We start from the raw sequence: 22163 nt of genomic DNA on the forward strand, positions 1-22163 counted from the left end.
GCCGGTTAGCGCTCGAAAGCGCTGAGCCGAAGGCTCTAGTCTCGAGCGCTAACCGGCGGCCCTTTGGGGCCGCGGACACGCGCGCGCCAGCGCGCCGATAAACACAGCGTCAAACCTGCCTGGGACTACCGGCCCCCGACCACCCGAGAAGGCCTACAGAGTCCGCATCCAGCCGTGGTTATCGGCGAACGTACCGCGCTGAATTCCGGTCAACGTGTCACGCAGCGCCATCGTCACCTCACCCGGCTCCCCACCGCCGATGGCGAATTCGCCCTCAGCCGACTTCACCCAGCCGACCGGCGTGATCACCGCGGCCGTCCCGCACGCGAAAACCTCACTGATCTCGCCGGATTCGGCGCCCTTGCGCCATTCCTCCACCGAGATCTTGCGCTCCTCCACCTGGTAGCCGGAGTCGGCGGCCAGGGTGAGCAGCGAGTCGCGGGTGATACCGGGCAGCAGTGAACCGGACAGTTCGGGGGTCACCAGTCGTGCCTCGGAGCCGGTGCCGAACACGAAGAACAGGTTGTTGGTGCCCATCTCCTCGACGTAGCGACGCTCGCAGGCATCCAGCCAGACCACCTGGTCACAGCCCTCGTCGGTGGCCTGCGCCTGCGCGAGCAGCGACGCGGCATAGTTGCCCGCCACTTTCGCCTCACCGGTACCGCCGGGGGCCGCGCGCACGTATTCGGTCGACAGCCACACCCGCACCGGCTTCACACCGCGCGGGAAGTAGGCACCGGCGGGCGAGGCGAGCAGCAGGTACTTGTACGCCGAAGCGGGCTTCACGCCGAGGCCCGCCTCGGTGGAGAACATGAACGGCCGCAGGTACAGCGAATCCTCACCACCGGCGGCGGGCACCCAGTCGGCGTCGACGTCGAGGAGCTGGCGCACGGATTCGACGAACAGCTCCTCGGGCAGCTCCGCCATCGCCATGCGCGCGGCCGAGCGGCGGAACCGCGCGGCGTTGGCATCGATGCGGAACGTCGCGATCTCACCGCCGGGCTGGCGGTAGGCCTTGAGCCCTTCGAAGATCGCCTGCCCGTAGTGGAACACCATCGTCGCCGGGTCCATCGAGAGCGGGCCGTACGGCTCGACGCGCGCATTGCCCCACTGACCGTCGACGTAGTCGATCGACACCATGTGATCGGTGAAGAACCGTCCGAAACCGGGAGCCGCCAGTACCTCGTCCCGCTGCTGCGCCGGAGTGGGCGCGGGGTGCGGAATACGGGTGAACTGTGCGGCGACTGTCATGATGCGATCCTATCCGGGCCGATTCTGTGCTGTCTCGCCCCCACTACGGAGGAGTTACTTCGTCTTGGTGTCGACGAACGGCGGCTTGACGACCGTCGCGCGCAGCTTGCGTCCGCGCACGTCGACCTCCACCTCGTCGCCGGGTTCCAGCTTCGCGCCGGTGTCGAGCAGGGCCAGCGCGATGCCGACCTTCAGCGACGGTGAGAACGTCCCCGAGGTGGTCTCGCCCACCGGCTCACCATCGCGCAGCACGGTCTGGCCCTGCCGCAGCACGCCGCGATCGAGCGCTTTGAGCCCCATCAGCATGCGGCGCGGGCCGTCGGCCTTCTCCTGCTCGAGCGCGGCCTTGCCCCAGAACTCCGGCTTCTTCCAGCCGACCGCCCAGCCGGTGCGGGCCTGGTTCGGGGTGATGTCGAGGGACAGTTCGTGCCCGTGCAGCGGGTAGCCCATCTCGGTGCGCAGAGTGTCACGCGCGCCGAGCCCGGCCGCCTGGCCACCGGCCGCCTCGACCTCGGCGATCAGGGCGCGGAACACCGGCTCCGCGTCAGCCCACTTCGGCAGCAGCTCGTAGCCGTGCTCGCCGGTGTAGCCGGTCCGGCATACGCGCACCGGGCGGCCCTCCCACTCGGCGTCGGCGTAGGCCATGTACTCCATCTCGGTGGGCAGGCCGAGGGCGGCCAGCACCTCGGTGGCCTTGGGTCCCTGCACCGCGAACACCGCGTAGTCGCGATGCTGGTCGGTCACGGTGATCCCCGCGGGCGCCACCTTCCGCAGCTGCGCGACCACCGCTGCCGTATTCGCCGCGTTCGGCACGAGGAACACCTCGTCGTCGCTGACGTAGTAGGCGATCAGGTCGTCGATCACGCCGCCGTCTTCGGCACAGCACAGCGTGTACTGCGCCTTTCCCGGCCGGATCCGGCCCAGGTCGTTGGTCAGCGCCGAGTTCACGAACGCCGCGGCACCGGGCCCCGCGACCGTCGCCTTGCCGAGGTGGCTCACATCGAACAGCCCGACCGTGGTGCGGACCGCGGTGTGCTCGCCGACCGTGCCGCCGTACTGCACGGGCATCTCCCACCCGCCGAACGGAGCGAAGGTGGCTCCGAGCTCGACATGAACAGCGTGGATGGGGCCCTCTAGCAGCGCGGTGTCGGTCATGGGCAGAGTTTATCGGGCGACACCACCACCGTGTCCCGCCCCCGCGATCGGGGTGAACGGGTGCGGCTTTCCGGGTCGAAACATAGTGACGCCCAACGGCGGTAGGGTTCTGTCTGTGAGTGATTTGCCCCGCGCCCGGTTCGGCCATGTCGCCCGGATGGACGACACGATGAGCCGAGCGGTGTCCCGGATACCGGAATCGGCGGTCGATCGCGGCATGCTGCGGTTGACAAGGTCGGCCAACACCGGCGGGCTGTGGCTGGCGGTGGCGGCGGCGCTCGCCGTGAAGCAGGGTCCCCCACGACGGGCCGCGCTGCGCGGCGTCATCGCGCTCGGCGGCAGCAGCTTCGTCGTGAACCTCGTGCTCAAGACGCTGATCCCGCGACGGCGGCCACCGGCCGAACTGATGCCGCTCGGCCGCAGGCTGGTCGCCGCGCCGGTGTCGTCGTCCTTCCCGTCCGGCCACAGCGCCAATGCCGCGGCCTTCGCCACCGCCATCGCGCTGGAGAGCCCGCGGACCGCGCTCGCCATCGCGCCGGTGGCCGCCGCCGTCGCCTATTCCCGCATCCACACCGGCGCGCACTGGCCGTCCGACGTGCTCGTCGGCGCGAGCGTTGGCACCGCGGTGGCACTCACTACCCGCCGCTGGTGGCCGATCCGCGAATCCGACGAGGCCGACGCGCACGTCGTGCACGACGCCCCGATCATCGCCGACGGCAAAGGTCTGCTGCTGCTGGTGAATCCGCGCTCCGGTGACTCCAGCTACGACCCCACCGCCGACATCGCCGAGGCGCTGCCCGCGGCGACGCTGGTGCGCACCGAGCCCGGCCGTGACGCCGTCGAGCTGCTGCAAGAAGCCGTCGACGCCGTTGTCGGTGGGGCGGAAGGCAACGACACCGCGGACCGCCCGACCGATGATCGCGATATCGCGGGGGGCCTCACCTCGGTCCTCGCGGTCGGCGCCGCGGGCGGCGACGGCACCATCGCCGCGGCGGCCGCCGTCGCGGTCCGCAACGATCTGCCGCTGGTCGTCATCCCCGCGGGCACCCTGAATCACTTCGCCCGCGACCTCGGCGTCTACGACCTGCGCGAGGTAGCCGACGCCACCGGCACCGGCGAGGCGGTCGAAGTCGACATCGCCGCAGTCGAATTCGGCACCTCCGACGGCCCGTACACCCACCACCTGATCAACACCGCGAGCATCGGCGCCTACCCGGAGCTGGTGCGCCTGCGCGAGAAGTGGGAAGACCGCTGGGGCAAGTGGCCCGCCTTCGCCGCCGCCCTCGTCGTCACCCTGCGCCGCGCGGAACCGATCCACATCCGCCTCGACGACCGCTGGCACGACCTGTGGTTCCTGTTCATCGGCAACGGCCCCTACCACCCGCACGGCGCCGTCCCCGCCTTCCGCTCCCGCCTCGACGAGGGCCTGCTCGATGTCCGCTGGCTGCGCGCCGACGTCCGTTTCTCGCGCACCCGCGCCGTCATCGCCCTGATGCTCGCCGCCATCGGCCACAGCCGCGTCTACGGCGAACGCCAGATGCACGAACTCACCGTCACCTCGAAGACCCCCGTCGCCGTGGCCGCCGACGGCGAAGTCGTCGGCATCGCAACCACTTTCCGCTTCTCGATAGCGGGCCGGATCCCGGTCTACCGTCGCAACGAGGACAATCCCCGCTGGGAAAACCGCCCGCGCCCCCACCACCGCCGCCCCCTGGCCTGGCTCACCGACCGCAGGCGCTGACTTCCTCACAAACCCGTCTCGTCTCGATCACCATCGCCCACAACAACCTTGCGCCCCGCGCCACCGGTGCCGAGGATGGATAGATGAGCTCGCCGGACGGTGGACGTCCGATCACCGCAACCGAAGCCGACCGTCGCTGGGACCCGTGGACCCCGAGCGTGGTCGCCGCCCGCCTCGCGACCTGCCCCGCACCGTGGGCCGTCGCGGGCGGCTGGGCCCTCGACCTGTTCGCCGGCGCCATCTCCCGAGCCCATGACGACATCGAAATCACCGTCCCCCGAACAGATTTCCCCCAGATCGCCGCCGCGTTCCCCGAATACGAGTGGGACATCGTCGGTGACGGCATGCTCTGGCCCTATTCTTCGGCCGCGACCCGCCCCGACCTCCACCAAACCTGGCTCCGCGACCCCTTCACCGGCGCGTTCCATCTCGACGTGTTCCGCGAGCCGCACGACGGCGATACCTGGATCTGCCGCCGCGACCCCACCATCACCCTCCCGTACACCGAACTCATCCGCACCACGACCAATGGGATCCCGTATCTGATTCCCGAGGTCGTGCTGCTGTTCAAGGCAAAAGCCAACCGGCCCAAGGACGACAGCGACTTCCACCGCGTCGTCCCATTGCTCCCGGAGCACCGGCTCGCCCGCCTGAACTCCTGGCTGACCCAGCTCTACCCGGACCACCCGTGGTCGACCGAGATCCACACACCCGCCATCAGCTCGTCACCCACCGAATAGTGCGGCAGGCCCGATCCGAATTCAGCCGGCCATCCGACACCAATCTCGTCGATAGTCGGCCCAATCCTGTGGTGTGGCAGCGAAATCCACGTACAGAGCCACACCGAAGTTCGCTCGGTCCACGTCGGTCCGGGTCAGGCCGAGGCGAATTCCCCGCACCGCCGCGGCGACGGTCTCCGCGGCTCCGTGATGACCCGGATCGTCGGCCCAGAACGCGGGGGCGCCCATCAGCAGGTCGACACCATCGGGTGTCACCTCGGCGGCCAGTTCGGTCTGCTGCGCCACGTACCCGCTGTACAGCGCCCGCGTAGGCATCGCCGTGTCGTAGGACATCACCGCCACCTGATCGGATCGTCGCGCCACCTCGGCGAAATAGGCCTGGCTCCACCATTTTCCGTGATCGGCGACCGCCAGCCCCACCGAATGCAAACCCGGCAGCGGATCGATCACCGGTGCCGACACCGACAGCGGAACGTGCGCCGCGGAAGTCACGGCCCGCGTCGCGTCGAGCAGCGCGAGAAACCCCGGCGACCCCGACCGAACGGGTTCGAGGTCGTAGTGCACGCCGTCGAATCCGTAGGCGAGCACCCGCCGTGCCGATGCCACAACACGCTCACGCGAGGCCGCCGATTCCACATCCAGCCCATCGAATTCGGGCTGCACGATGTCGCCCAGCCACGACTGCACCCGAATCCCCGGTAATCGCGCGTGCACCGCGTCGACGAACCATTGCGCCCGCGGCGCCAAATCGTCGCGCAGACTCCCGTCGTGCTCCAACGGCCCCGTGTGCACGTACAGATCCCGGACTCCGGTACCTGCCAGCAACTTCACGAGCCCGTCGATATCGGCATCGGTCTTACGCCCGTCCACCCAGGCATGCCCCAGCCAGACCGCGTCTTTCCCCCGGGTCCGCGCCTGTTCGGACTGATCGCCGATGTTGTGCACCAGCAGGGCCGTCACCACCCCTGCCACCGGTAAGGACAGCACGACAACCAGCACGAGCGCGATCACCGCACCACGCACCCACCACGACCACGCCCGCCATTTCCCCCGCATCATTCCCCCTTGTTCGAGATCCCCCGATACTACCGACAGGTACCGACAAGCAAATTTCCGACAAATCACCCAACCGTGAAACACTGTGCGCCGCTATAAAATTGAATGGAGCACAATGAAATTCGCCGTAACCCTGGGTTCCGCCGCCATCGCGGCCTTCGCGTTCGCGATCGCCACACCGACTGTGGCGGGAGCGCAGCCCTCGAACTGCCACGACTCCTACACCCCGTGCCTGCCCATCGTCAGTGATGTCGACTGCGAGGGTGGCAGCGGCAACGGCCCCGTCTACACCGGCCGGGTGAAGGTGATCGGCCCCGACGACTACGGCCTCGACCGCGACGGGGACGGCATCGGCTGCGAGTGAACAGCACGAGGGGCGTGCGATGAACCACATCGCACGCCCCTCGCCGATCAACTCCTCAGCGGTTGCCTTCAGGTCCCCAGCCCTGATCACCGGGCTTGCCGAGATCGGGACCGTCGGGGTACCCGGAACCCGGACCACCCGCGCCCGGACCACCGTAACCGGGCCCACCAGCGGGTCCGCCGTAACCCGGCCCGCCGTAACCCTGTCCACCTCGAGGACCGCCGTACCCGGGGCCGTAACCCTGTCCGCCTTCCGGACCGCCGTACCCCGGCTGCCCACCGAATCCACCTGCGGGCCCGCCGTACTGCTGCGGGTAGCCCGGCTCCGGAGTGGTCGGCGCACCGGCGACCGGCCCACCGGTGACAACCCGGTACGCATAGGTCGAGGCGATGATCGTCAACGGGACGGTGACGAGCAGGCCGAGACCGCAGAGCAGCGCACCGACGATATTGATACCGAACAGCGCCAGTGCCAGCAGCAGCAGCGTGCCCGCATTACTCGAGATCGCCGAGAAGCTCGACTTGATCGCGGTGACACCGTCCTGGTCGCGGTCGATCACGAACTGCATCGTCCACCAGGTGAAGAACGCGACGACCAGGCCCGGAATAATGCACAGCAGCAGGCCGATACCGGTCGCCAGACCGACCAGCAGGCCGGCCACGATCACCGCACCCACATTGGTGAACTTGAAGAACGACCCGAATCCGGGCTTGTTCCCATCGGTTTCGTGCAGCGCGCCACGCACGAATGCCGCCGAGATCAGATATCCGATCACGGTGCTCACGATGGTGCCGAGAATCTGCAAGAGCCCGAACCCGAAACTGACACCGCCGTCGGAATCGGTGTCGCCGGTGTTTCCGAGCCCGAACAGGAAGCTGATCAACGCCTGGATCAGGAAGGCGATGACCACCATCCCGATCCACACGAGCGCGTTGTCTTTGAATTTCGTCCACCCGTATCCGATGGCGTCACCGACACTGAGCGTCGGTCCCGCCGGGGGGTAACCGGGTTGCTGCTGTCCATATGTCATCCGAATCGCTTCCCCTCATCGTTCGAGACGGCCGCTGCCGCTCATATGAGTACTCCGATCCGACGTCACGGTCACGCCGACACAGCCGATCATGACATATGGAAAACGCTACTTGTCGGTGTTCTCGCGCTTCGGGAGTTTCCAGCCGGGGCGCGGAAAATGGCAGGTGTAGCCGTCGGGGTAGCGAATCAGGTAGTCCTGGTGCTCGGGCTCGGCGTCCCAGAACGTGGCGGCTGGGGTCACCTCGGTGACGACCTTGCCCGGCCACAGCCCCGAGGCGTCGACATCGGCGATGGTGTCGAGGGCGATACGGCGCTGATCGTCGTCGAGATAGAAGATCGCGGAACGGTAACTGTCACCGAGATCGTTGCCCTGGCGATCCTTGGTGGTCGGATCGTGGATCTGGAACAGGAACTCGAGCAACGCGCGGTAATCGGTCTGCGCCGGGTCGTATTCGATCTCGACGGCCTCGGCATGGCCCGGATGATTGCGGTAGGTGGGATTGTCGTTGGTCCCGCCGGTGTAGCCGACCCTGGTGGCCAGCACGCCGGGCCTGCGACGGATCAGATCCTGCATGCCCCAGAAGCATCCACCGGCCAGAATCGCCTTACGAGTGTCGCTCACACATCCTCCTTCATGAGGGCTCAACGGTCGCACAAATCGGCCACAACCGCCTCTATGGAACACCGGTTTCAGCGACGGAATTCCCGTCAGTATTGTTGCCGCCCGAGCGTTACCTCAGCAATGTCGAGTGCACTTTCATGTCCGGCGAGAAGCAGGAGGAAGACGGCGCTATGCCACGGTTTGTCATTTCCCAGTGTTTGGCGATCGGCTTGGCAACAACAGCTCTGATGGGGTCGGCGGTGGGCAGCGCGGTGGCGCACCCCGGCGCCGACGACTCGATCGCGCAGGACGCGGCGCCCTGCGAACAGGTACGGCAGGCGCGTCAGAACGAGCGGGGAGTCCGCGCGGCTACCCCGGCGGCAGCGGGCCAGATCGACGCGGTACTGATCACCGCGACCGGCCGCAAGCCGATCGCGGGCGGAAAGATCGTCCTCACCGGCTTCGACGCGTGTGGCGACACCATCCACCGGCACATGTCCACCGGTGCCAACGGCCAGGTGAGTTTCCGCGGACTGCAACCCGGCCGCTATCAGCTCACCGCATACCGCAACGACTCGGCGGCGCGCTCGATCACCAAGGCCGATGTCGACCTGGCGACTCCGTCGCTGAAAACGATCCAATTCATCGCCGACTGATCACCACGGTCGGGCCGGGAATACGCTGCCCAGCCCGAAACCCGTTGACTCCCAGCGCGGTCACGTGTCCCGTGATAGAACTCACCCCAGAGTGAAAAGGGGTGGTTTCCGCATGGAACCAACAGCCGAACAGCGGGCCGCGCTGGGCACGATCTGCGATACGTTTCTCCCTGGCGACGGACTCGGATTGCCCGCCGCGACCGAGATCGGCGCGGTCGACACGATCTTTCGCATCCTGGCACGCAATCCCCGCGAGGCCGAGACGAAGCAGCTGGCGATGCTGTTGGGACTGTGGGACTCTCGCGTCTTCGGCCTGCTCACCGGCAGCGGCCCGCGCCGGTTCTCCACGCTCTCGCAGCAGCAACGCGAGGCAGCCCTGCTGCGCCTGGCCGACTCCGGTCTCGCCCCGGCCCGGGCGATCTTCCAGGCGCTCAAGCAGGCGTCGCTGCTCGCCTACAACGTGAGTCCCGGTCCCACCGGGGCGAATCCGCTGTGGAAGGAGATCGGCTACCCGGCGCCGGTCGGCCGCCTCGAGACCGCCCCGAAGCCCCCGCTCTCGCCACTGCGATTCACCGAATCCACCGCGCTCGACTGCGATGTCGTGGTGGTCGGCTCCGGCGCCGGTGGTGGTGCCGCGGCGGCGGTGCTGGCCGAAGCGGGCCTCGACGTGATCGTGCTCGAGCGCGGAAACTATTACGACGACCAGGATTTCGGCAACGGTGAGCTCGACGCGCTGACCACCCTGTACGCACCCGGCCCCGCCGCGTCGGCGGAAGGCCAGATCACCCTCGTCGCGGGCACGTGTCTCGGCGGCGGCACCGTGGTCAACTGGAGCACCTCGCTGCCGACCCCCGACTCGGTCCGCGCCGAATGGGCCGAGTCCGGCGTCCCGCAGTTCGCCTCCGACGAATTCGGTGACGCGCTGGCCGCGGTGCAGAAACGGATCAGCGTGACCGACCGCAAATCCCCGCTCTCGGCGCGCGACGGCATTCTCGAACGCGGCGCGCGTGCGCTCGGCTGGGACGTGGATACGTTGCCGCGCAATGTCAGCGATGCCTGCGATGCCGGAATCGAGTGTGGACGTTGCGGTTACGGCTGTCGCCTCGGCGCCAAGCAGTCGGCGACCAAGACCTGGCTCGCCGATGCGGCCGAGCACGGCGCGCGCCTGGTGGTCGACGCCGATGTCCGCGCGATCACCGTGAAAGCGGGTCGGGCCGAATCGGTTTCGGCCGTCACCGCCACGGGAATCGAGATCACGGTCCGCGCCAAGGCGGTCGTGGTCGCCGCGGGCGCGATCCAGACGCCCGCACTGCTGCGACGATCCGGTCTGCGCAACAAGAACATCGGACAGCATCTGCGTCTGCATCCGGCCGCCGCGGTGTTCGGCGTGTTCGATGAGGAGATCCGGCCGTGGGAGGGCGCGCTGCAGGCCCGGATCAGCAGGCATCACGCGAATCTCGACGGCAACGGGTACGGCGTCATCTACGAGACCGGGCCCAACCACCCCGGCCTGGCGACCGGGTTCATGAGCTGGCGCGGCGCGGCCGAATATCGCACCCGCCTGCTCGATTTCGCGCGGACGAGCTCGGTCGGCGTCATCACCCGCGACCGGGATCCCGGCACCGTGTCGATCGACGGCAGCGGTGAACCGGTGGTGAAGTACCGGCTGTCCGACTACGACGCCCACCATCTGCACACCGGCATCGTCGGCGCGGCCTCGGTGCTCGAAGCCGCGGGCGCGCAACGGATCTACTCGGGACACCAGGCGGGTGTCTCGTTCGAGCCGGGTACGCGCGGCTCGCTGGCGGAGTTCGACGCCGCCGCCGCGAAGGCGGGCTACGGACCCGGCCGGTGTTCGATGGGCGCCCTGCACATCATGGGCTCGGCCAGGATGGGCGGCACGCCGGAGCTGTCGGCGACCGACCCGGACGGCGCCACCTGGGATGTGCCGAACATCGTGGTGGCCGACGGGTCGAGCTTCCCCACCGCCCCCGGCGTGAACCCGATGGTCACCATCGAGGCGATCGGCTACATGAACGCGAAGCGGCTCGCGGCCCAGCTGAGCTAGTGATGTGTAGCGGACACGTAATATGGTTGGTACACATGTGGTAGATCCGCCCGTGGCCGGACAGGTGCGATTTCGCGGAAAGGGCTGAGATGGACAAGGCGACGCAGTTGGTCGAGTTCGAGACCATGCTTCTCGGCCGCCACAGTCTGCGATCGCGTCGTGGGCCCGACGCCATGGACCGCAGCGTCTATATCCTGCTGAGCCGGCTGCGGATGGGTGGACTGATGTCCATCGGGCAGCTCAGCGACGCATTGGGCTTGGATGCCTCGACCCTCAATCGGCAGACCGCCGCCATGATGCGGACCGGAGTCATCGAGCGGATTCCGGACCCCGAGGGCGGGATGGCGCGGAAGTTTCGGGTCACCGTCAAGGGCGAGCGCCGGTTGAATGCCGAACGGTCGTTGATCGTCGACGCCCTGGATTCGATCCTCGAGGACTGGGCGGCCGAGGATGTCGCCGCCTTCGTCGGCTACCTGCGACGCTTCAACACCGATATCGAACGCCGGTCGGGTGAGTACTGGCCACGGCCACTCGCGACCATGCCCGCGGATCACTAGCACTCGCTGCGACCAACGTCACGATTCCTCGAGCGAGTCCGCGCGCCCAGCGATGTGTACGATACATATCAATTGCAGTATGCATATCTTGTGCTCTGTACATAACTTTCCGGTTTGTCGATAGGAGCGGTACGTGGGGATTTCGGAAAAGACGGCCCGGCCCGGAGTGGTCGTGGGCGTCCTCGCGTTCGGCGGCACCGTCGCCGCGATCACCCAGACGGCGGTGGTGCCGATCATCGGCGAACTGCCGGGAATACTCGGCACCAGCGCCGCCGACGCCTCCTGGGTGATCACGGTGACGCTGCTCGTGGGAGCGGTGTTCACCCCGGTCGCGGGCAAACTCGGTGACCTGTACGGCAAGCACCGCATGCTGCTGGTCTCCGGTGGATTCCTGATCGTGGGCGCCGCGATCGCGGCCATGTCCTCCTCGTTGGTGCCCATGCTGATCGGACGCGGAATCCAGGGCATGGGTGTCGGCTTGATTCCGTTGGGAATCAGCCTGATGCGCGATGTGCTTCCCGCGGAGCGGCTGGGTTCCTCGATCGCGCTCATGAGCGCCTCGCTCGGTGTCGGTGGTGCGCTGGGTCTGCCGGTGTCGGCCGCGGTCGCGCAATATGCGAGCTGGCGGGTCCTGTTCTGGGCCGCGGCGGCGCTCAGCGCGCTGGTGATCGTGCTGATCATGACCCTGGTTCCGGCCGAGGCGAAGCGCGGTGACGCCGGTGGACGGTTCGATTTCGTCGGCGCGGTGGGACTGGGCGCGGGACTGGTATTCCTGCTTCTGCCGGTATCGAAGGGCTCCGGGTGGGGCTGGACCAGCGCCACGACGCTCGGGCTGTTCGCCGCCTCCGCGGTGACCCTGGCCGCGTGGGGATGGTGGGAACTGCGGACCTCCGACCCGCTCGTCGATCTGCGCACCACGGCGCGGCCGCAGGTGCTGCTGACCAATGCCGCATCCGTACTGGTCGGCTTCGCCATGTACGGCCAGGCGCTGATCGTGCCGCAGCTGATGCAGTTGCCGACGGCCACCGGCCACGGCATGGGACAAACGATGCTGGGTATGGGCCTGTGGATGGCGCCGGGTGGCTTGATGATGATGGCGTTGTCACCGGCGGGCGCGAAACTGTCGGCCGCGCGCGGACCCAAGGTCACCCTCGCGGTCGGGGCGCTGATCATCGCCATCGGCTACGGCTCCTCGGCCGTGCTGATGGGTTCGACCTGGGGCCTGATGACGATGGTCTGCATCACCAATATCGGTGTCGGCCTGGCCTACGGCGCCATGCCCGCCCTGATCATGGGCGCGGTGCCGCTGTCGGAAACCGCCTCCGCCAACAGCATCAACACACTGATGCGCTCGCTCGGTACGTCGGTGTCGGCCGCCGTCGTCGGTGTGGTGCTGGCGAATATGACGACCGACTTCGCCGGGCATGCCGTGCCCTCGGAGACCGGTTTCCATGTCGGCCTGCTGATCGGCGCCGCGGTAGCGCTCGTGGCGGCCGGTATCGCCCTGACCATTCCGCGCCGAACGGCCGATCCGACCGATCTCGACGCCGAACTCGCGACACTGTCGCCGCAGCCGGTGTCGGTGGCGAAGGCCTGACGAATCCCGGCCGGCCTAGGACCGTTTGATCCCGGCGAGCACCGCCCGCAGGACGTTCACGTCCGGGGCGGTGCTCAGTTCGTTCCGGGGTGCGCGGGCATGGAGCCGACCCTCGTCGATCAGGTCACCGATGAGGACCTTCGTCGAGGTCAGGGGCAGGTGGAGGTGGGCGGAGACCTCCGCGACCGACAGTGGGGTGCGGCACAACTCGACGATCGCGTCGTATTCGGGCGCCAGCAGCCGTGAGCGGGCGCCGGAGCGCGCGTCGACGAGCAGCGTGGTGAGGTCGAGGTCGCGGCGCTGCGCCTTGGCGCGCCCGCCGGTGACGGCGTAGAGGCGGACCAGCGGGCCCGCCTCGTCCTCGTACCAGTGTTCGCGCTCGTCGCTCATGGTCGCGGCGAGACGGCGGGGAACTGGCCCGAGATCGCCGACTCGGGATCGCTCGCCTCGGCCAGCGCCGTCGGGATCAGCACCACGACCCGCACGCCGCCGTACACCGATTCCGCCATCCGCACCGAGATCCCGTGTCTGCCCGCCAGCGTGGCGACGACGAACAAGCCGAGCCGGGAGGTTCCGGCCAGCGTGCCGACGCTGAAGGCGGGCGGGTCGGCCAGCATCGCGTTGCGTTGCGCCAGGTCGGTCTCCGACATACCGAGACCCTGGTCGGTGATCTCCACCGCGACACCACGACCGACCACTCCCCCCGACACCACGACCTGGGTCTCGGGTGGGGAGAAGGCGGTCGCGTTGTCCATCAGTTCGGCGAGCAGGTGGATCACGTCGGCGACGGCATGCCCGGAGATCCGCACCTCGGGCAGCTGCTTGGCCGCGATCCTGGTGTAGTCCAGGCTTTCCGCGATCGCGCCGCGCACCAGTTCGAGCAGCGGAACCGGGTTGCGCCACCGGCGGCCGGGCTGTTCGCCGCCGAGGATGATGAGGTTCTCGGCGTTGCGCCGGGCCCGGGTGGCGAGATGATCGAGCTGGAACAGCAGATCGAGCTGATCGGCGTTGCTCTCGTCGCGCTCGGCGCGATCGAGCAGGGCGAGCTGGCGGTGCACCACCACCTGGCTGCGGTGCGCGATGTCGAGGAAGACCGTGCTGATCCCCGCCTTGGTCTGTGCTTCGGCCACGGCGGCCGACATCGCCGCGACGTGTGCCCGGTTGAACGCCGCGGCGACCTGACCGAGCTCGTCGGTACCGAAGTCCAGCTGCGATGCCTCCGTGGTGGTATCGACGCTCTCACCGGACGCGACCCGGCGCATCACCTCGGGCAGACGCTCATCGGCGAGTTCGAGGGTGTCGTGGCGCAGCCGGTGCATCCGCGCGATGAACCGATTCGCCATCACCAACGCGATGAGGAATGCGGCCACCGCGGCGAACGCGATCAGCGCACCGCCGAGCAGCGCGCTGTCGGTGTCGCGTTCGCCCTGCTTCCGGGCGATCACGTGGGCGTCCCCGCTCTGGTCTTCCCACAGTTTCTGCAAGGCCAGGCCGACGTACCTCGACGCGTCCTGCCAGGCCGCCAGCTCGATCGGAAGTTCTGTCTCCCTGTCCTTTTCGGATACCGGTCCGCGCAGGAGCAACGCGTCCTGCATCGCGATCACCTGCTGCCACTGCGGACTCGCGGTGATCTCCGAAAGCTGGGCAAGGCGGCGGCCTTTCAGCACCGTCGCGGAATAGGCGGCCTCACCCCGGAATTCGCCGACCCGGCGGCCGAATTCGATCACCTCGGCGCTACTCATCTTTCCGGCGGTCAACGCGACGGAACCGAGAGTGTCGGCTTGCGAGAGTGCCTCGGCCGCACGCAATTGGTCCACGGCATAGCCCAATTCGATACCGACCTTCGCCTCGGGCGCGACCCGGGCGGCCAGCATCGACGCGGCGATGATCGTGCCGATCACCCCGGTGTAGAACGCGAACACTTCGTCGGCGGAAATCTGCGTGGTTTCGACGCCGTTGCGCACGACCGGCACCATGGCGAAGAGTTTGTTATAGCCCTCGATATCCTCGCGGGAACCGTCGGGATTCAGCGCGCGGGCGGCGTCACCTTTCGCGATCACCGCGGCGAGCGCCTCATCGGAGCGCTGTTTGGCGGTGACCAGCGCTGGTGCCGACGGCACGTCACCGGCCAGGCGCAACAGCGATAATCTGCGCTCTTCCTGGAACGCCGACACCATGAGAATCGCGGGCGTGGTGGTGCTGCTCGCCAATTCGGCCCATTCGGTGGAATCCCTGGCCGAATTCACCAGATAGACCGCGCCACCACCACCGACCACCAACAGCATGACGCTCGAGATGAGCACCATCGACAGCAACCGGATACGCACACTGACCCGGCCACGAACACCGGTACGCCTGATTTTCAATTCTGATTCTTTCCACTCCCCGGAACGCCCCGGCGCCCCGCTGCGTGCAGGCGTCGTCAATGGGCCACCACCACGCGTGTCTCGCCGTGAGACTAACCGACTACCCGACCCTGCGGGTGATGTCGCCGAATGTCGAAACATACGGTGTATCAGGCAAACTCGCAGCGTCCGAAATCGCGGCCGACCAGCCTCGCTATTGCGCCGCCGCGCGGACGCGATGGCTCGACAGGTGACTCAGCACAGCCTGATTCGCCTCCCAGCCGTCGGGGAACTTCACCGGGACCCCGAGATGGACCGGGTCGGCGGAGGGGTGCGCGTCGAGGAGTTCCGGAATTCCCGCACGGCCGACGAGGATGCAGGCGTGGCGGTGCCGGGAGGCCAGCACGCAGAGTCGGCCTGCCTCCAGGTGGAAAGCGCTGGCGTCGCGGCGCCCCGAGAGTGGGTGCAGCACCAGGGTGACGTCATATTCGCGACCCTGGAGTCGGTTGGCGGTGTCGACGGTGACGGGTTCGGCGCAGGTACCGCGCAGGGCGGTGCGGATGGCGTCGGCCTGGTCGCGGTGCGCGGTGCCGATCGCGACCCGGTCGGTGGTCACCGGATGGCTGCCGGATTCGGAGTGGGCGTTCGCGCCGCGTTCGATCAGCCGGGCCGCGATCGCGGCGATCGCGGCAACGGCTTCCCGGTCGGTGCGCAGGGTGTGCCGGGCGGGCAATTCGTACCAGCCCCAGCCCGATTCGGCCGCCTCCTCCAGCACCGCGTCGATCGGGCCGCCCATGCCTCGGGTGGTGAAATCCATGCGCCGGTCACCGAAACCGGTGCCCGACTGGAATTCGGTGAAGGGGTAGAACGCTTTCGACACCACCGGCGCCGCGGTAGCGGGCAGGCGCCAGGACACCGGCAGCCGGTGGGTGGGAATGTGGTCGTTGTTGGCCAGCATCACGCTGACGGCGCTCATGGTCGGATCCCAGGTGAGACCGGCCCAGCGCGCGGTCTCGACGGTCGCGAACGGATCGAGCTGCCCCGGATCACCCACGAACAACCCACGATCGAACCGATTCGCGATGCGCAACAACATGTCCGAGCGCATCTGGTACGCCTCGTCGATGATCGCGTGCGACCAGCTGCCCTCGGTGATGGTGGCCCACTTGGCCGCGGTGCCGATGACGATGGTGCGATCTTCGAGGTCGCCCGGCTGCTTGGCGACCCGGACATTGCCGTGCCGGTCGACACGGTCGCTCACCACATAGGCGGCACTGGACAACCGCCCGATCCGCAGCTCGGGGTCGGCGACGGCCAAGCGGTCGATGAGGTCGTCGACCTGCTCGTTGGTCTGCGCGACGATCATCCGCTGATCGCCGTCCTCGGCGAGCTGACGGGCCGCGCGCACGACCAGCGTGGATTTGCCCGCTCCCGGCGGGGAGTCGACCACGATCGCGCGATGGCTCTCGTCGCGCAGATCGGTGAGAATTCCCGCGACGGCCTCGTCCGGTGTGGTCACTGGAGTTCTTCCCCCTCGTCGTCGGTCGGCGGCGTCCATTCCGGCGGCGGACCACCGTGCGTCCACGGCGTCTCCTCACGCGCGGGCAGATTCAGCATCCCGTTGAACGGCGTCGGTTTGAAGCGGGCGAAACCGAGGTCATCGCCTTCCTCGGGGACGCTGCCCGGTTCGGCGACAAGTTTGCGTCCCATCCCGCCGGACAGTTCGAGAACCATGCTGTCGCCCTCGATTTCGACAACCAGCCCGGTCTGCTTCGGCCGTTCGACGCACGTCAGTTCCTCACCGACCACAGCGATGAACGGATCGGTGGTGCGAAGGTGGATGTGCGGGCGCAGTTTCGGACGCGACCCCGACCGGTCGAGGCGCTCCGGTTCACTGTGCACGACGGTGCCACGGAAAGCGGCGCCACTCACACGATGTTCGAGCATGCGCAACGGATCATCGAAAGCACACTGCCCCTGCAAGGCTTCCAGAGCCCGTTCACGCTCGAGCAGCCTGCGCACCGCGGGAACGGCGGAATCGCGGCGGGCCTGCGGAATCCCCTCCGCGACATCGGCGGCGAAGCGGGAGAAGGCGCCGCGATCATCGGTCCACCGGTTCTCGACGCTGGCGCCTTCCGGCAGTGCGCTCAGCAGCTCGATCGAGCGCCACATCAGCTGCCAGGTGGGTTCGAGCTGGCCACGCAGGGAGCGCTCGAGCCGTTCGGCAGCGACAGATCTGGCCGCGTCGTCGAGTGCGGCGTTGTAGGCGGCGATCAACGGCGCGAGTTCCTCGTTGTCGAATCCGGGATCGGTGGCCGGACCCGCGGGCGGCGACAGCAGCGGATCCTCCGCCAGGGCAGCGGCCTGCGCGCCGGTGAACCCGGATGGCGGATCGATCCAGCCGAGCAGCGCCGCGAGATTGCCGTCCTCGAGCGTGGATTGGCCCGATGCCCAGTGCGCCGACAGCGCCGCCGTCATCGCGGGCAGCACCGCCGAACCGGGATGTTCGGCCCGATCACCGAACCAGGTGAGCCAGCGCCCGAGCAGCGGAATCGACTCCGGCACCGGGTTGTCCCCGTCGACACGGTGAAACCGCACCGAACGCCCGAGCAGCTTCAGGAAATTCACGCCGCCGGGATTGGGTGTCCACATCTGCGGTGCGTCCAGGCACCGGGTGTAGGTCTCGCCCGCCTTGCTGGTGAGCTCCTCGGTGTCGACTAGAAATGTCGAAAGATAGGGCAGCACGACATCGGCCAGCTGCTCGATGAACCGCAACCGCAGTACCCGGTCGCGAGGCTGCGGCACCGTCAATACGTTCTGATCTCCGGGCGAGGTGCCGATCATGATCGCCACCGGCGCCGCCGCCTCCCCCGCCAGCCGCAACGGCACCGCGACCAGCGGCCGCTCGGCGAGATGGAGATGGCGCACCGCCGCGGTCGCCTGCGCACGGCCCGCCCGCACGGCCTCGGCCTTGGCCAACGCCGCCAGCACGCTCATCCGGCGATCTCCCACCGCAGCCGGTGCGCGGTCCGCAGCATCGCGGTGATGTCGGCGTGCTCGGGTCCCGGTTCCAGGGTCCCGTCGGCCAGGCCGAGAACCGTGTGGATGTTCTCGATGCCACCCACCACATCGCATACCCCGCGCCCGAGCGCGTCCACCGAACCACAGGTGCGGGCCTCGTCGCGGCAGGCGAACGCGAGCTCACAACTCGACATGCACTCGGGCGCGTAGCGAGCCGGAATGGCGGCGATCGTCTTCTCGAGGTTCTCGCCCGGCGCGAAGGTGGCCTCGGGCGGCAACAGGTCGAGCAATTCGGGAATCGCGGTGAGCCGGGTCAATTGACGCGAGACCACGGCGAGCTGCTTGCGGAGATCGACGAGTTCGGCGGTGGGCCGATTCGAGAAATCCTTCGCGCAGACCAGAATCACATTGTGCGACACGATCTCCGGTGACTCGCCGATCTCGGCCATCAACTCGCGCAAGGCGATCACATACACCGCCGACTGCCGCGCGGCCGCCGCCACCTGTGCCGGATCGGCCTGCCCGTCGATCACCGGGAATGCCTTGACCTCCACCACGTGGAACTTGCCGTCCAACTGCACGGCCACCACATCGGGTTCGAGATAGGCGGTGGCACCGGCGATATCGAGCCGAAGCATGGGGTGATCGAACAGGGTGCCGTCACCCGCCGCGATCGTGCTCTTCAGCAATTGCCTGGTGCGTTGATAGCGCACCGCGTTGCCGGTGTTCTCACCCACCGAATTCAGGTCGTGGTAGGCGACTTCGGGAATCGTGAAGCCCAGTTTTTCGCGCAACAGGGCGAGCAATTCCGCACAACCGTTCGCTTTGACCATCGACTCGAAAGCATTACCGCGCGTGATGGCGAACTGGGACTGACCGAATTGTGGCGGGAATCCCAGCGATTGGGCGATCACGGTCTTGTCCACCGCGGCCGCGTCGAGCAGGGCGCGGCGGGCACATCCCGGATTGGCCGTCAGCGCGGCGATGGTGCGGGCATTGTGCCTGGTCGCGGGGGCTTCACCGCGCAACTGATCCAACTGTGCTGCGAGAGTGCTCATTCCACCTCGATTCGTCGCCGATCGGCTACGCCGAGCCGAACACCGAATAGTTGTGCGGCAGGATCCGCCAGCTGATCCGCCGCCCGCCGCGCGGCCGCGCGGCGCTGCCGCGCGTCCTCGTCCTCGTGCACCGCCAGCTCACGCCGCGCGGCCTCGATCACCTGCACCGGGTCGAGCGAATCCGGGGCGGTGGAGATGCCAGGAATCGACACGGCGAGCCGCCACAGTACGCGCAATCCAGACGTTTCCCCCGCAGGCTGCGCCGAAAGATGTTCGGCCAAACGAATAGCCGAAACCAGCAGCCCCACCCGCGGACTCAGCGGACCGACCATCCGCCTTTCCAGTGGCCACGAACTCACCGCCATCAACCCACGCGCAGGCGCGAGCAGATCGGTGGTGAGCGCGGCGCACAGGTAGTACGGGCGCGCGTACGGCGCCGACCGGAAGGAACGTTCCTCGTCACGACGCAAACTCGTCAGCCGGGCGGGCAGCAGCTCGCCGGAAAAGAACGCGTCATGTGTGGCGAGCACCAATTTCGGTGAGGACGGCACCGACAGCAAGGTCAACGCGCGATGCACGTGTTCGCGCACCGGCACCCCGGGCGCCTCCGCGGCCTCGTCCGGAATCGACCCGAGAACCGCAGCGTCCCAAGCTGATTCGGCCCGACGCAATTCCGCGCGCAATTGCCGAGCCCCCGCCCGATCCCCACCGGCAGCGGCCCGTCGCACCTCGGCCCGCAAACCGGAGATGCGCACCTCCAGCTCCTCGGCCGAGTCCGTCACGAGTCGGAGCGTATCCACAGCTACCAGTATTGTCCAGTAATTCCCAGTATTTCCGCGACAGCCGGCCACGCGCACCGCACACCCGCACACCCGGACTCGTGATGCGAGCACCGATAGCGACCGAATAACCTGGGGCAATGACAGCTGTTGCAGATCGTTCACTCGGACCGGAATTGGCGCGCACCGAAACCATCGCCCCGGACACCGACGTGCTGGTGATCGGGTTGACCTCCTCGGAGAACGGTCCGGCCATCGTCCCCGCCGACCTGTTCGGCGATGTGCTCACCGCCGAGGTTCGCGCGGAACTGCTGGACGCTCTCGGCTCGGTCGGCGCCAAGGGCAAGCCCGAGGAACTGACCAGGGTGCCCGCGCCGGCGGCGCTGGCCGACGTCACCAGCGTGCTCGCCGTCGGGCTCGGCGCGGCCGACAAGATCGACGCCGAACAGGTGCGCCGCAGCGCCGGTGTCGCCGGGCGCGCGCTCAGCGGTACCGAACTCGTCGCCACCACCCTGTCCGGGATCGATCTGGGTGCCGCGGCCGAAGGTTTCTACCTCGGCGCGTACACCTTCTCCTCCTTCAAGTCCAAGAGCGCGCCCAAGCCGGACGAGCGGCCGGTGGTCCGCCTCGAATTGCTGGTTCCGGAACCGGGATTCGGCACCCTCGACCTGCTGCGCGCACAGCTGGTCGCCGAAGCCATCGCCACCGCGCGCGATTTCGTGAACACCCCGCCGAGCGCGCTCTACCCCGCCGAGTTCGCCGAGCGGGCCCGGGTACTCGCCGAGGCGGCGGGCCTCGAGGTCGAGGTACTCGAGGAAGAGGCGCTCGCCGCAGCCGGTTACGGCGGGATCATCGGCGTCGGCCAGGGTTCCTCGCGGCCGCCGCGGCTGGTGCGGATCACCTACGCGGGCGGTCCGAAGAAGATCGCGCTCGTCGGCAAGGGCATCACCTTCGACACCGGCGGCATCTCGATCAAGCCCGCCGCCAACATGGAGAACATGACCTCCGACATGGCGGGCGCCGCGGCGGTCATCGCGACCGTGCTGCTGGCCGGGCGCCTCGGCCTGCCGGTCACCGTCACCGCGACCGTCCCGATGGCCGAGAACATGCCTTCGGCTACCGCGCAGCGCCCCGGCGATGTGCTCACCCAGTACGGCGGCACCACCGTCGAGGTCATCAATACCGACGCCGAGGGCCGCCTCATCCTGGCCGACGCGATCGTGCGCGCGGTCGAGGACGAACCCGACTACCTGATCGACGTCGCCACCCTCACCGGTGCGCAGATGGTCGCGCTCGGCACCCGGACTCCGGGCGTGATGGGCACCGAGGAGTTCCGCGACCGCGTCGCCGCGATCTCGCGTTCGGTCGGCGAGAACGGCTGGGCGATGCCACTTCCCGCGGAGCTGCGCGCCGACATCAACTCCAAGGTCGCCGACCTGGCGAATGTCGCACCGCACCGCTGGGGCGGCATGCTCTCGGCCGCACTGTTCCTCAAGGAATTCGTGCCGGAGGGCTTGCCGTGGGCGCACCTGGATGTCGCAGGTCCGGCCTACAACACCGGTGGCCCGTTCGGCTATATCGGCAAGGGTGGCACCGGGGTTCCAGTGCGCACGCTGATCACCGTGATCGAGGAGATCGGCGCGGAGTAGTCACTCCCCCAGATCGGCTTCGCGAGCCCGCCGCTCCTGGATGCGGCGGCGGGCATCGAAGTCGCGCATGCGTTGCGGGTAGCCGGTGCGGTTGACGTCGTAGACCGGAATCTTCAACGCACCGGCCAACCGGCGCGCGCCCTTCTCACCCACGATGCGGCGGGTCCATTCACCGTCGGCGGCCACCAGCACCGCTGTGACATCAGTCACAGTAGTTTTGGGTTCGATGAAGGCTTCGACTCCACGCCGCGTCCGCGCCCAGTCCGCCAGGGCACTCACCTCCGACGCGCTCTCGCGAGCGCCTGACCTGCTCGCACCGCGCCCACCACGGAAACGATCCAGCAAACCCATCAGGCTCGACCTCCTACATTCCGGCGGAATTCTGCTCACCGCCGTACATTCCATGGTGCCAGCTTCGCCCGGATCGCCGCCCTGCGCTACACCCGCGACGGACGAGTGCAAGGATGGTTGCCGGAACAAGAACCAACGTTTC

General features: G+C 68.0%; 20 protein-coding genes. 8 read left to right on the forward strand and 12 right to left on the reverse strand.

Features of this window, described 5'->3' with window-relative positions:
• Positions 1–153 precede the first annotated feature (153 nt).
• Both ACFWPX_RS16965 and gcvT read right to left on the reverse strand, forming a co-directional pair.
• A complete protein-coding gene (locus tag ACFWPX_RS16965) occupies positions 154–1251 on the reverse strand; it encodes a branched-chain amino acid aminotransferase (protein WP_378928146.1) in 1098 nt (365 codons plus the stop codon).
• Between the two features lie 54 nt (positions 1252–1305).
• Positions 1306–2406 (reverse strand): glycine cleavage system aminomethyltransferase GcvT, encoded by a 1101-nt coding sequence (gene gcvT, locus ACFWPX_RS16970; RefSeq protein WP_378928147.1) that lies wholly within the window; start codon positions 2404–2406, stop codon positions 1306–1308.
• 115 nt (positions 2407–2521) lie between these two features.
• On the opposite strand from gcvT, the gene ACFWPX_RS16975 reads away from it, so the two are divergent.
• Positions 2522–4147, forward strand: a complete 1626-nt coding sequence (locus ACFWPX_RS16975) for a phosphatase PAP2 family protein (protein ID WP_378928149.1) — start codon at positions 2522–2524, stop codon at positions 4145–4147.
• 83 nt (positions 4148–4230) lie between these two features.
• A complete protein-coding gene (locus ACFWPX_RS16980) occupies positions 4231–4887 on the forward strand; it encodes a nucleotidyltransferase domain-containing protein (protein WP_378928151.1) in 657 nt (218 codons plus the stop codon).
• Positions 4888–4908: 21 nt separating this feature from the next.
• Here ACFWPX_RS16980 and ACFWPX_RS16985 read toward each other — a convergent pair whose 3' ends face one another.
• Positions 4909–5943 carry a hypothetical protein gene (locus ACFWPX_RS16985; RefSeq protein ID WP_378928153.1) on the reverse strand — a complete coding sequence of 345 codons (1035 nt, stop codon included), beginning with the start codon at positions 5941–5943 and terminating at the stop codon, positions 4909–4911.
• A 115-nt stretch (positions 5944–6058) separates the two neighbouring features.
• Between ACFWPX_RS16985 and ACFWPX_RS16990 the strand changes: the two genes are divergently transcribed.
• Entirely contained in the window at positions 6059–6307 is a 249-nt protein-coding gene (locus ACFWPX_RS16990; protein ID WP_378928154.1) for a hypothetical protein, read from the forward strand.
• Between the two features lie 55 nt (positions 6308–6362).
• On the opposite strand, the gene ACFWPX_RS16995 is transcribed toward ACFWPX_RS16990, so the two are convergent.
• Both ACFWPX_RS16995 and msrA read right to left on the reverse strand, forming a co-directional pair.
• Positions 6363–7337, reverse strand: a complete 975-nt coding sequence (locus tag ACFWPX_RS16995) for a hypothetical protein (protein WP_378928157.1) — start codon at positions 7335–7337, stop codon at positions 6363–6365.
• Between the two features lie 108 nt (positions 7338–7445).
• The gene (gene msrA / locus ACFWPX_RS17000; protein ID WP_378928158.1) at positions 7446–7961 is read right to left on the reverse strand and encodes a peptide-methionine (S)-S-oxide reductase MsrA; all 516 of its coding nucleotides are present in this window, start codon (positions 7959–7961) and stop codon (positions 7446–7448) included.
• Positions 7962–8170: 209 nt separating this feature from the next.
• Between msrA and ACFWPX_RS17005 the strand changes: the two genes are divergently transcribed.
• The 4 genes from ACFWPX_RS17005 to ACFWPX_RS17020 all read left to right on the forward strand — a co-directional run bounded on the left by ACFWPX_RS17005 (position 8171) and on the right by ACFWPX_RS17020 (position 12818).
• A complete protein-coding gene (locus ACFWPX_RS17005) occupies positions 8171–8596 on the forward strand; it encodes a hypothetical protein (protein ID WP_378928159.1) in 426 nt (141 codons plus the stop codon).
• Positions 8597–8708: 112 nt separating this feature from the next.
• Entirely contained in the window at positions 8709–10664 is a 1956-nt protein-coding gene (locus ACFWPX_RS17010; RefSeq protein WP_378928160.1) for a GMC family oxidoreductase, read from the forward strand.
• An 89-nt stretch (positions 10665–10753) separates the two neighbouring features.
• Positions 10754–11221, forward strand: a complete 468-nt coding sequence (locus ACFWPX_RS17015; RefSeq protein WP_378928161.1) for a MarR family winged helix-turn-helix transcriptional regulator — start codon at positions 10754–10756, stop codon at positions 11219–11221.
• Positions 11222–11354: 133 nt separating this feature from the next.
• Positions 11355–12818: an MFS transporter gene (locus ACFWPX_RS17020; RefSeq protein ID WP_378928163.1), complete on the forward strand. Its 1464-nt coding sequence runs from the start codon at positions 11355–11357 to the stop codon at positions 12816–12818.
• Positions 12819–12833: 15 nt separating this feature from the next.
• On the opposite strand, the gene ACFWPX_RS17025 is transcribed toward ACFWPX_RS17020, so the two are convergent.
• From ACFWPX_RS17025 to ACFWPX_RS17050, 6 genes are all read right to left on the reverse strand, one after another.
• Positions 12834–13208 (reverse strand): DUF742 domain-containing protein, encoded by a 375-nt coding sequence (locus tag ACFWPX_RS17025; protein WP_378928164.1) that lies wholly within the window; start codon positions 13206–13208, stop codon positions 12834–12836.
• Positions 13205–15184 (reverse strand): nitrate- and nitrite sensing domain-containing protein, encoded by a 1980-nt coding sequence (locus ACFWPX_RS17030; protein WP_378928165.1) that lies wholly within the window; start codon positions 15182–15184, stop codon positions 13205–13207. Before ACFWPX_RS17030 ends, ACFWPX_RS17025 begins: the two co-directional genes overlap by 4 nt.
• 193 nt (positions 15185–15377) lie before the next feature.
• Positions 15378–16682, reverse strand: a complete 1305-nt coding sequence (locus ACFWPX_RS17035) for an AAA domain-containing protein (protein WP_378921027.1) — start codon at positions 16680–16682, stop codon at positions 15378–15380.
• The gene (locus ACFWPX_RS17040; protein WP_378928166.1) at positions 16679–18160 is read right to left on the reverse strand and encodes a hypothetical protein; all 1482 of its coding nucleotides are present in this window, start codon (positions 18158–18160) and stop codon (positions 16679–16681) included. The genes ACFWPX_RS17035 and ACFWPX_RS17040 overlap by 4 nt, the downstream gene beginning before the upstream one ends.
• Entirely contained in the window at positions 18157–19242 is a 1086-nt protein-coding gene (locus ACFWPX_RS17045; protein ID WP_378928167.1) for a hypothetical protein, read from the reverse strand. The genes ACFWPX_RS17040 and ACFWPX_RS17045 overlap by 4 nt, the downstream gene beginning before the upstream one ends.
• On the reverse strand, positions 19239–20024 hold the full coding sequence (locus ACFWPX_RS17050) for a hypothetical protein (protein ID WP_378928168.1): 786 nt from the start codon (positions 20022–20024) through the stop codon (positions 19239–19241). Before ACFWPX_RS17050 ends, ACFWPX_RS17045 begins: the two co-directional genes overlap by 4 nt.
• A gap of 137 nt (positions 20025–20161) precedes the next feature.
• Between ACFWPX_RS17050 and ACFWPX_RS17055 the strand changes: the two genes are divergently transcribed.
• On the forward strand, positions 20162–21670 hold the full coding sequence (locus ACFWPX_RS17055; RefSeq protein WP_378928170.1) for a leucyl aminopeptidase: 1509 nt from the start codon (positions 20162–20164) through the stop codon (positions 21668–21670).
• On the opposite strand, the gene ACFWPX_RS17060 is transcribed toward ACFWPX_RS17055, so the two are convergent.
• Complete coding sequence (locus ACFWPX_RS17060; protein WP_378921036.1) at positions 21671–22021, reverse strand: oxidoreductase; 351 nt, start codon at positions 22019–22021, stop codon at positions 21671–21673.
• Positions 22022–22163 lie beyond the last annotated feature (142 nt).

The sequence above is a fragment of the Nocardia sp. NPDC058518 genome, from assembly GCF_042719655.1.
Classification (GTDB): Bacteria; Actinomycetota; Actinomycetes; order Mycobacteriales; family Mycobacteriaceae; genus Nocardia.

What these genes read in the sequence shown, in the direction of transcription:
- ACFWPX_RS16965 (WP_378928146.1), bottom strand. Translation starts at nt 1,251, where the DNA reads ATGACAGTCGCCGCACAGTTCACCCGTATTCCGCACCCCGCGCCCACT.
- gcvT (WP_378928147.1), bottom strand. Translation starts at nt 2,406, where the DNA reads ATGACCGACACCGCGCTGCTAGAGGGCCCCATCCACGCTGTTCATGTC.
- ACFWPX_RS16980 (WP_378928151.1), top strand. Translation starts at nt 4,231, where the DNA reads ATGAGCTCGCCGGACGGTGGACGTCCGATCACCGCAACCGAAGCCGAC.
- ACFWPX_RS16985 (WP_378928153.1), bottom strand. Translation starts at nt 5,943, where the DNA reads ATGCGGGGGAAATGGCGGGCGTGGTCGTGGTGGGTGCGTGGTGCGGTG.
- ACFWPX_RS16990 (WP_378928154.1), top strand. Translation starts at nt 6,059, where the DNA reads ATGAAATTCGCCGTAACCCTGGGTTCCGCCGCCATCGCGGCCTTCGCG.
- ACFWPX_RS16995 (WP_378928157.1), bottom strand. Translation starts at nt 7,337, where the DNA reads ATGACATATGGACAGCAGCAACCCGGTTACCCCCCGGCGGGACCGACG.
- ACFWPX_RS17010 (WP_378928160.1), top strand. Translation starts at nt 8,709, where the DNA reads ATGGAACCAACAGCCGAACAGCGGGCCGCGCTGGGCACGATCTGCGAT.
- ACFWPX_RS17015 (WP_378928161.1), top strand. Translation starts at nt 10,754, where the DNA reads ATGGACAAGGCGACGCAGTTGGTCGAGTTCGAGACCATGCTTCTCGGC.
- ACFWPX_RS17025 (WP_378928164.1), bottom strand. Translation starts at nt 13,208, where the DNA reads ATGAGCGACGAGCGCGAACACTGGTACGAGGACGAGGCGGGCCCGCTG.
- ACFWPX_RS17040 (WP_378928166.1), bottom strand. Translation starts at nt 18,160, where the DNA reads ATGAGCGTGCTGGCGGCGTTGGCCAAGGCCGAGGCCGTGCGGGCGGGC.
- ACFWPX_RS17045 (WP_378928167.1), bottom strand. Translation starts at nt 19,242, where the DNA reads ATGAGCACTCTCGCAGCACAGTTGGATCAGTTGCGCGGTGAAGCCCCC.
- ACFWPX_RS17055 (WP_378928170.1), top strand. Translation starts at nt 20,162, where the DNA reads ATGACAGCTGTTGCAGATCGTTCACTCGGACCGGAATTGGCGCGCACC.
- ACFWPX_RS17060 (WP_378921036.1), bottom strand. Translation starts at nt 22,021, where the DNA reads ATGGGTTTGCTGGATCGTTTCCGTGGTGGGCGCGGTGCGAGCAGGTCA.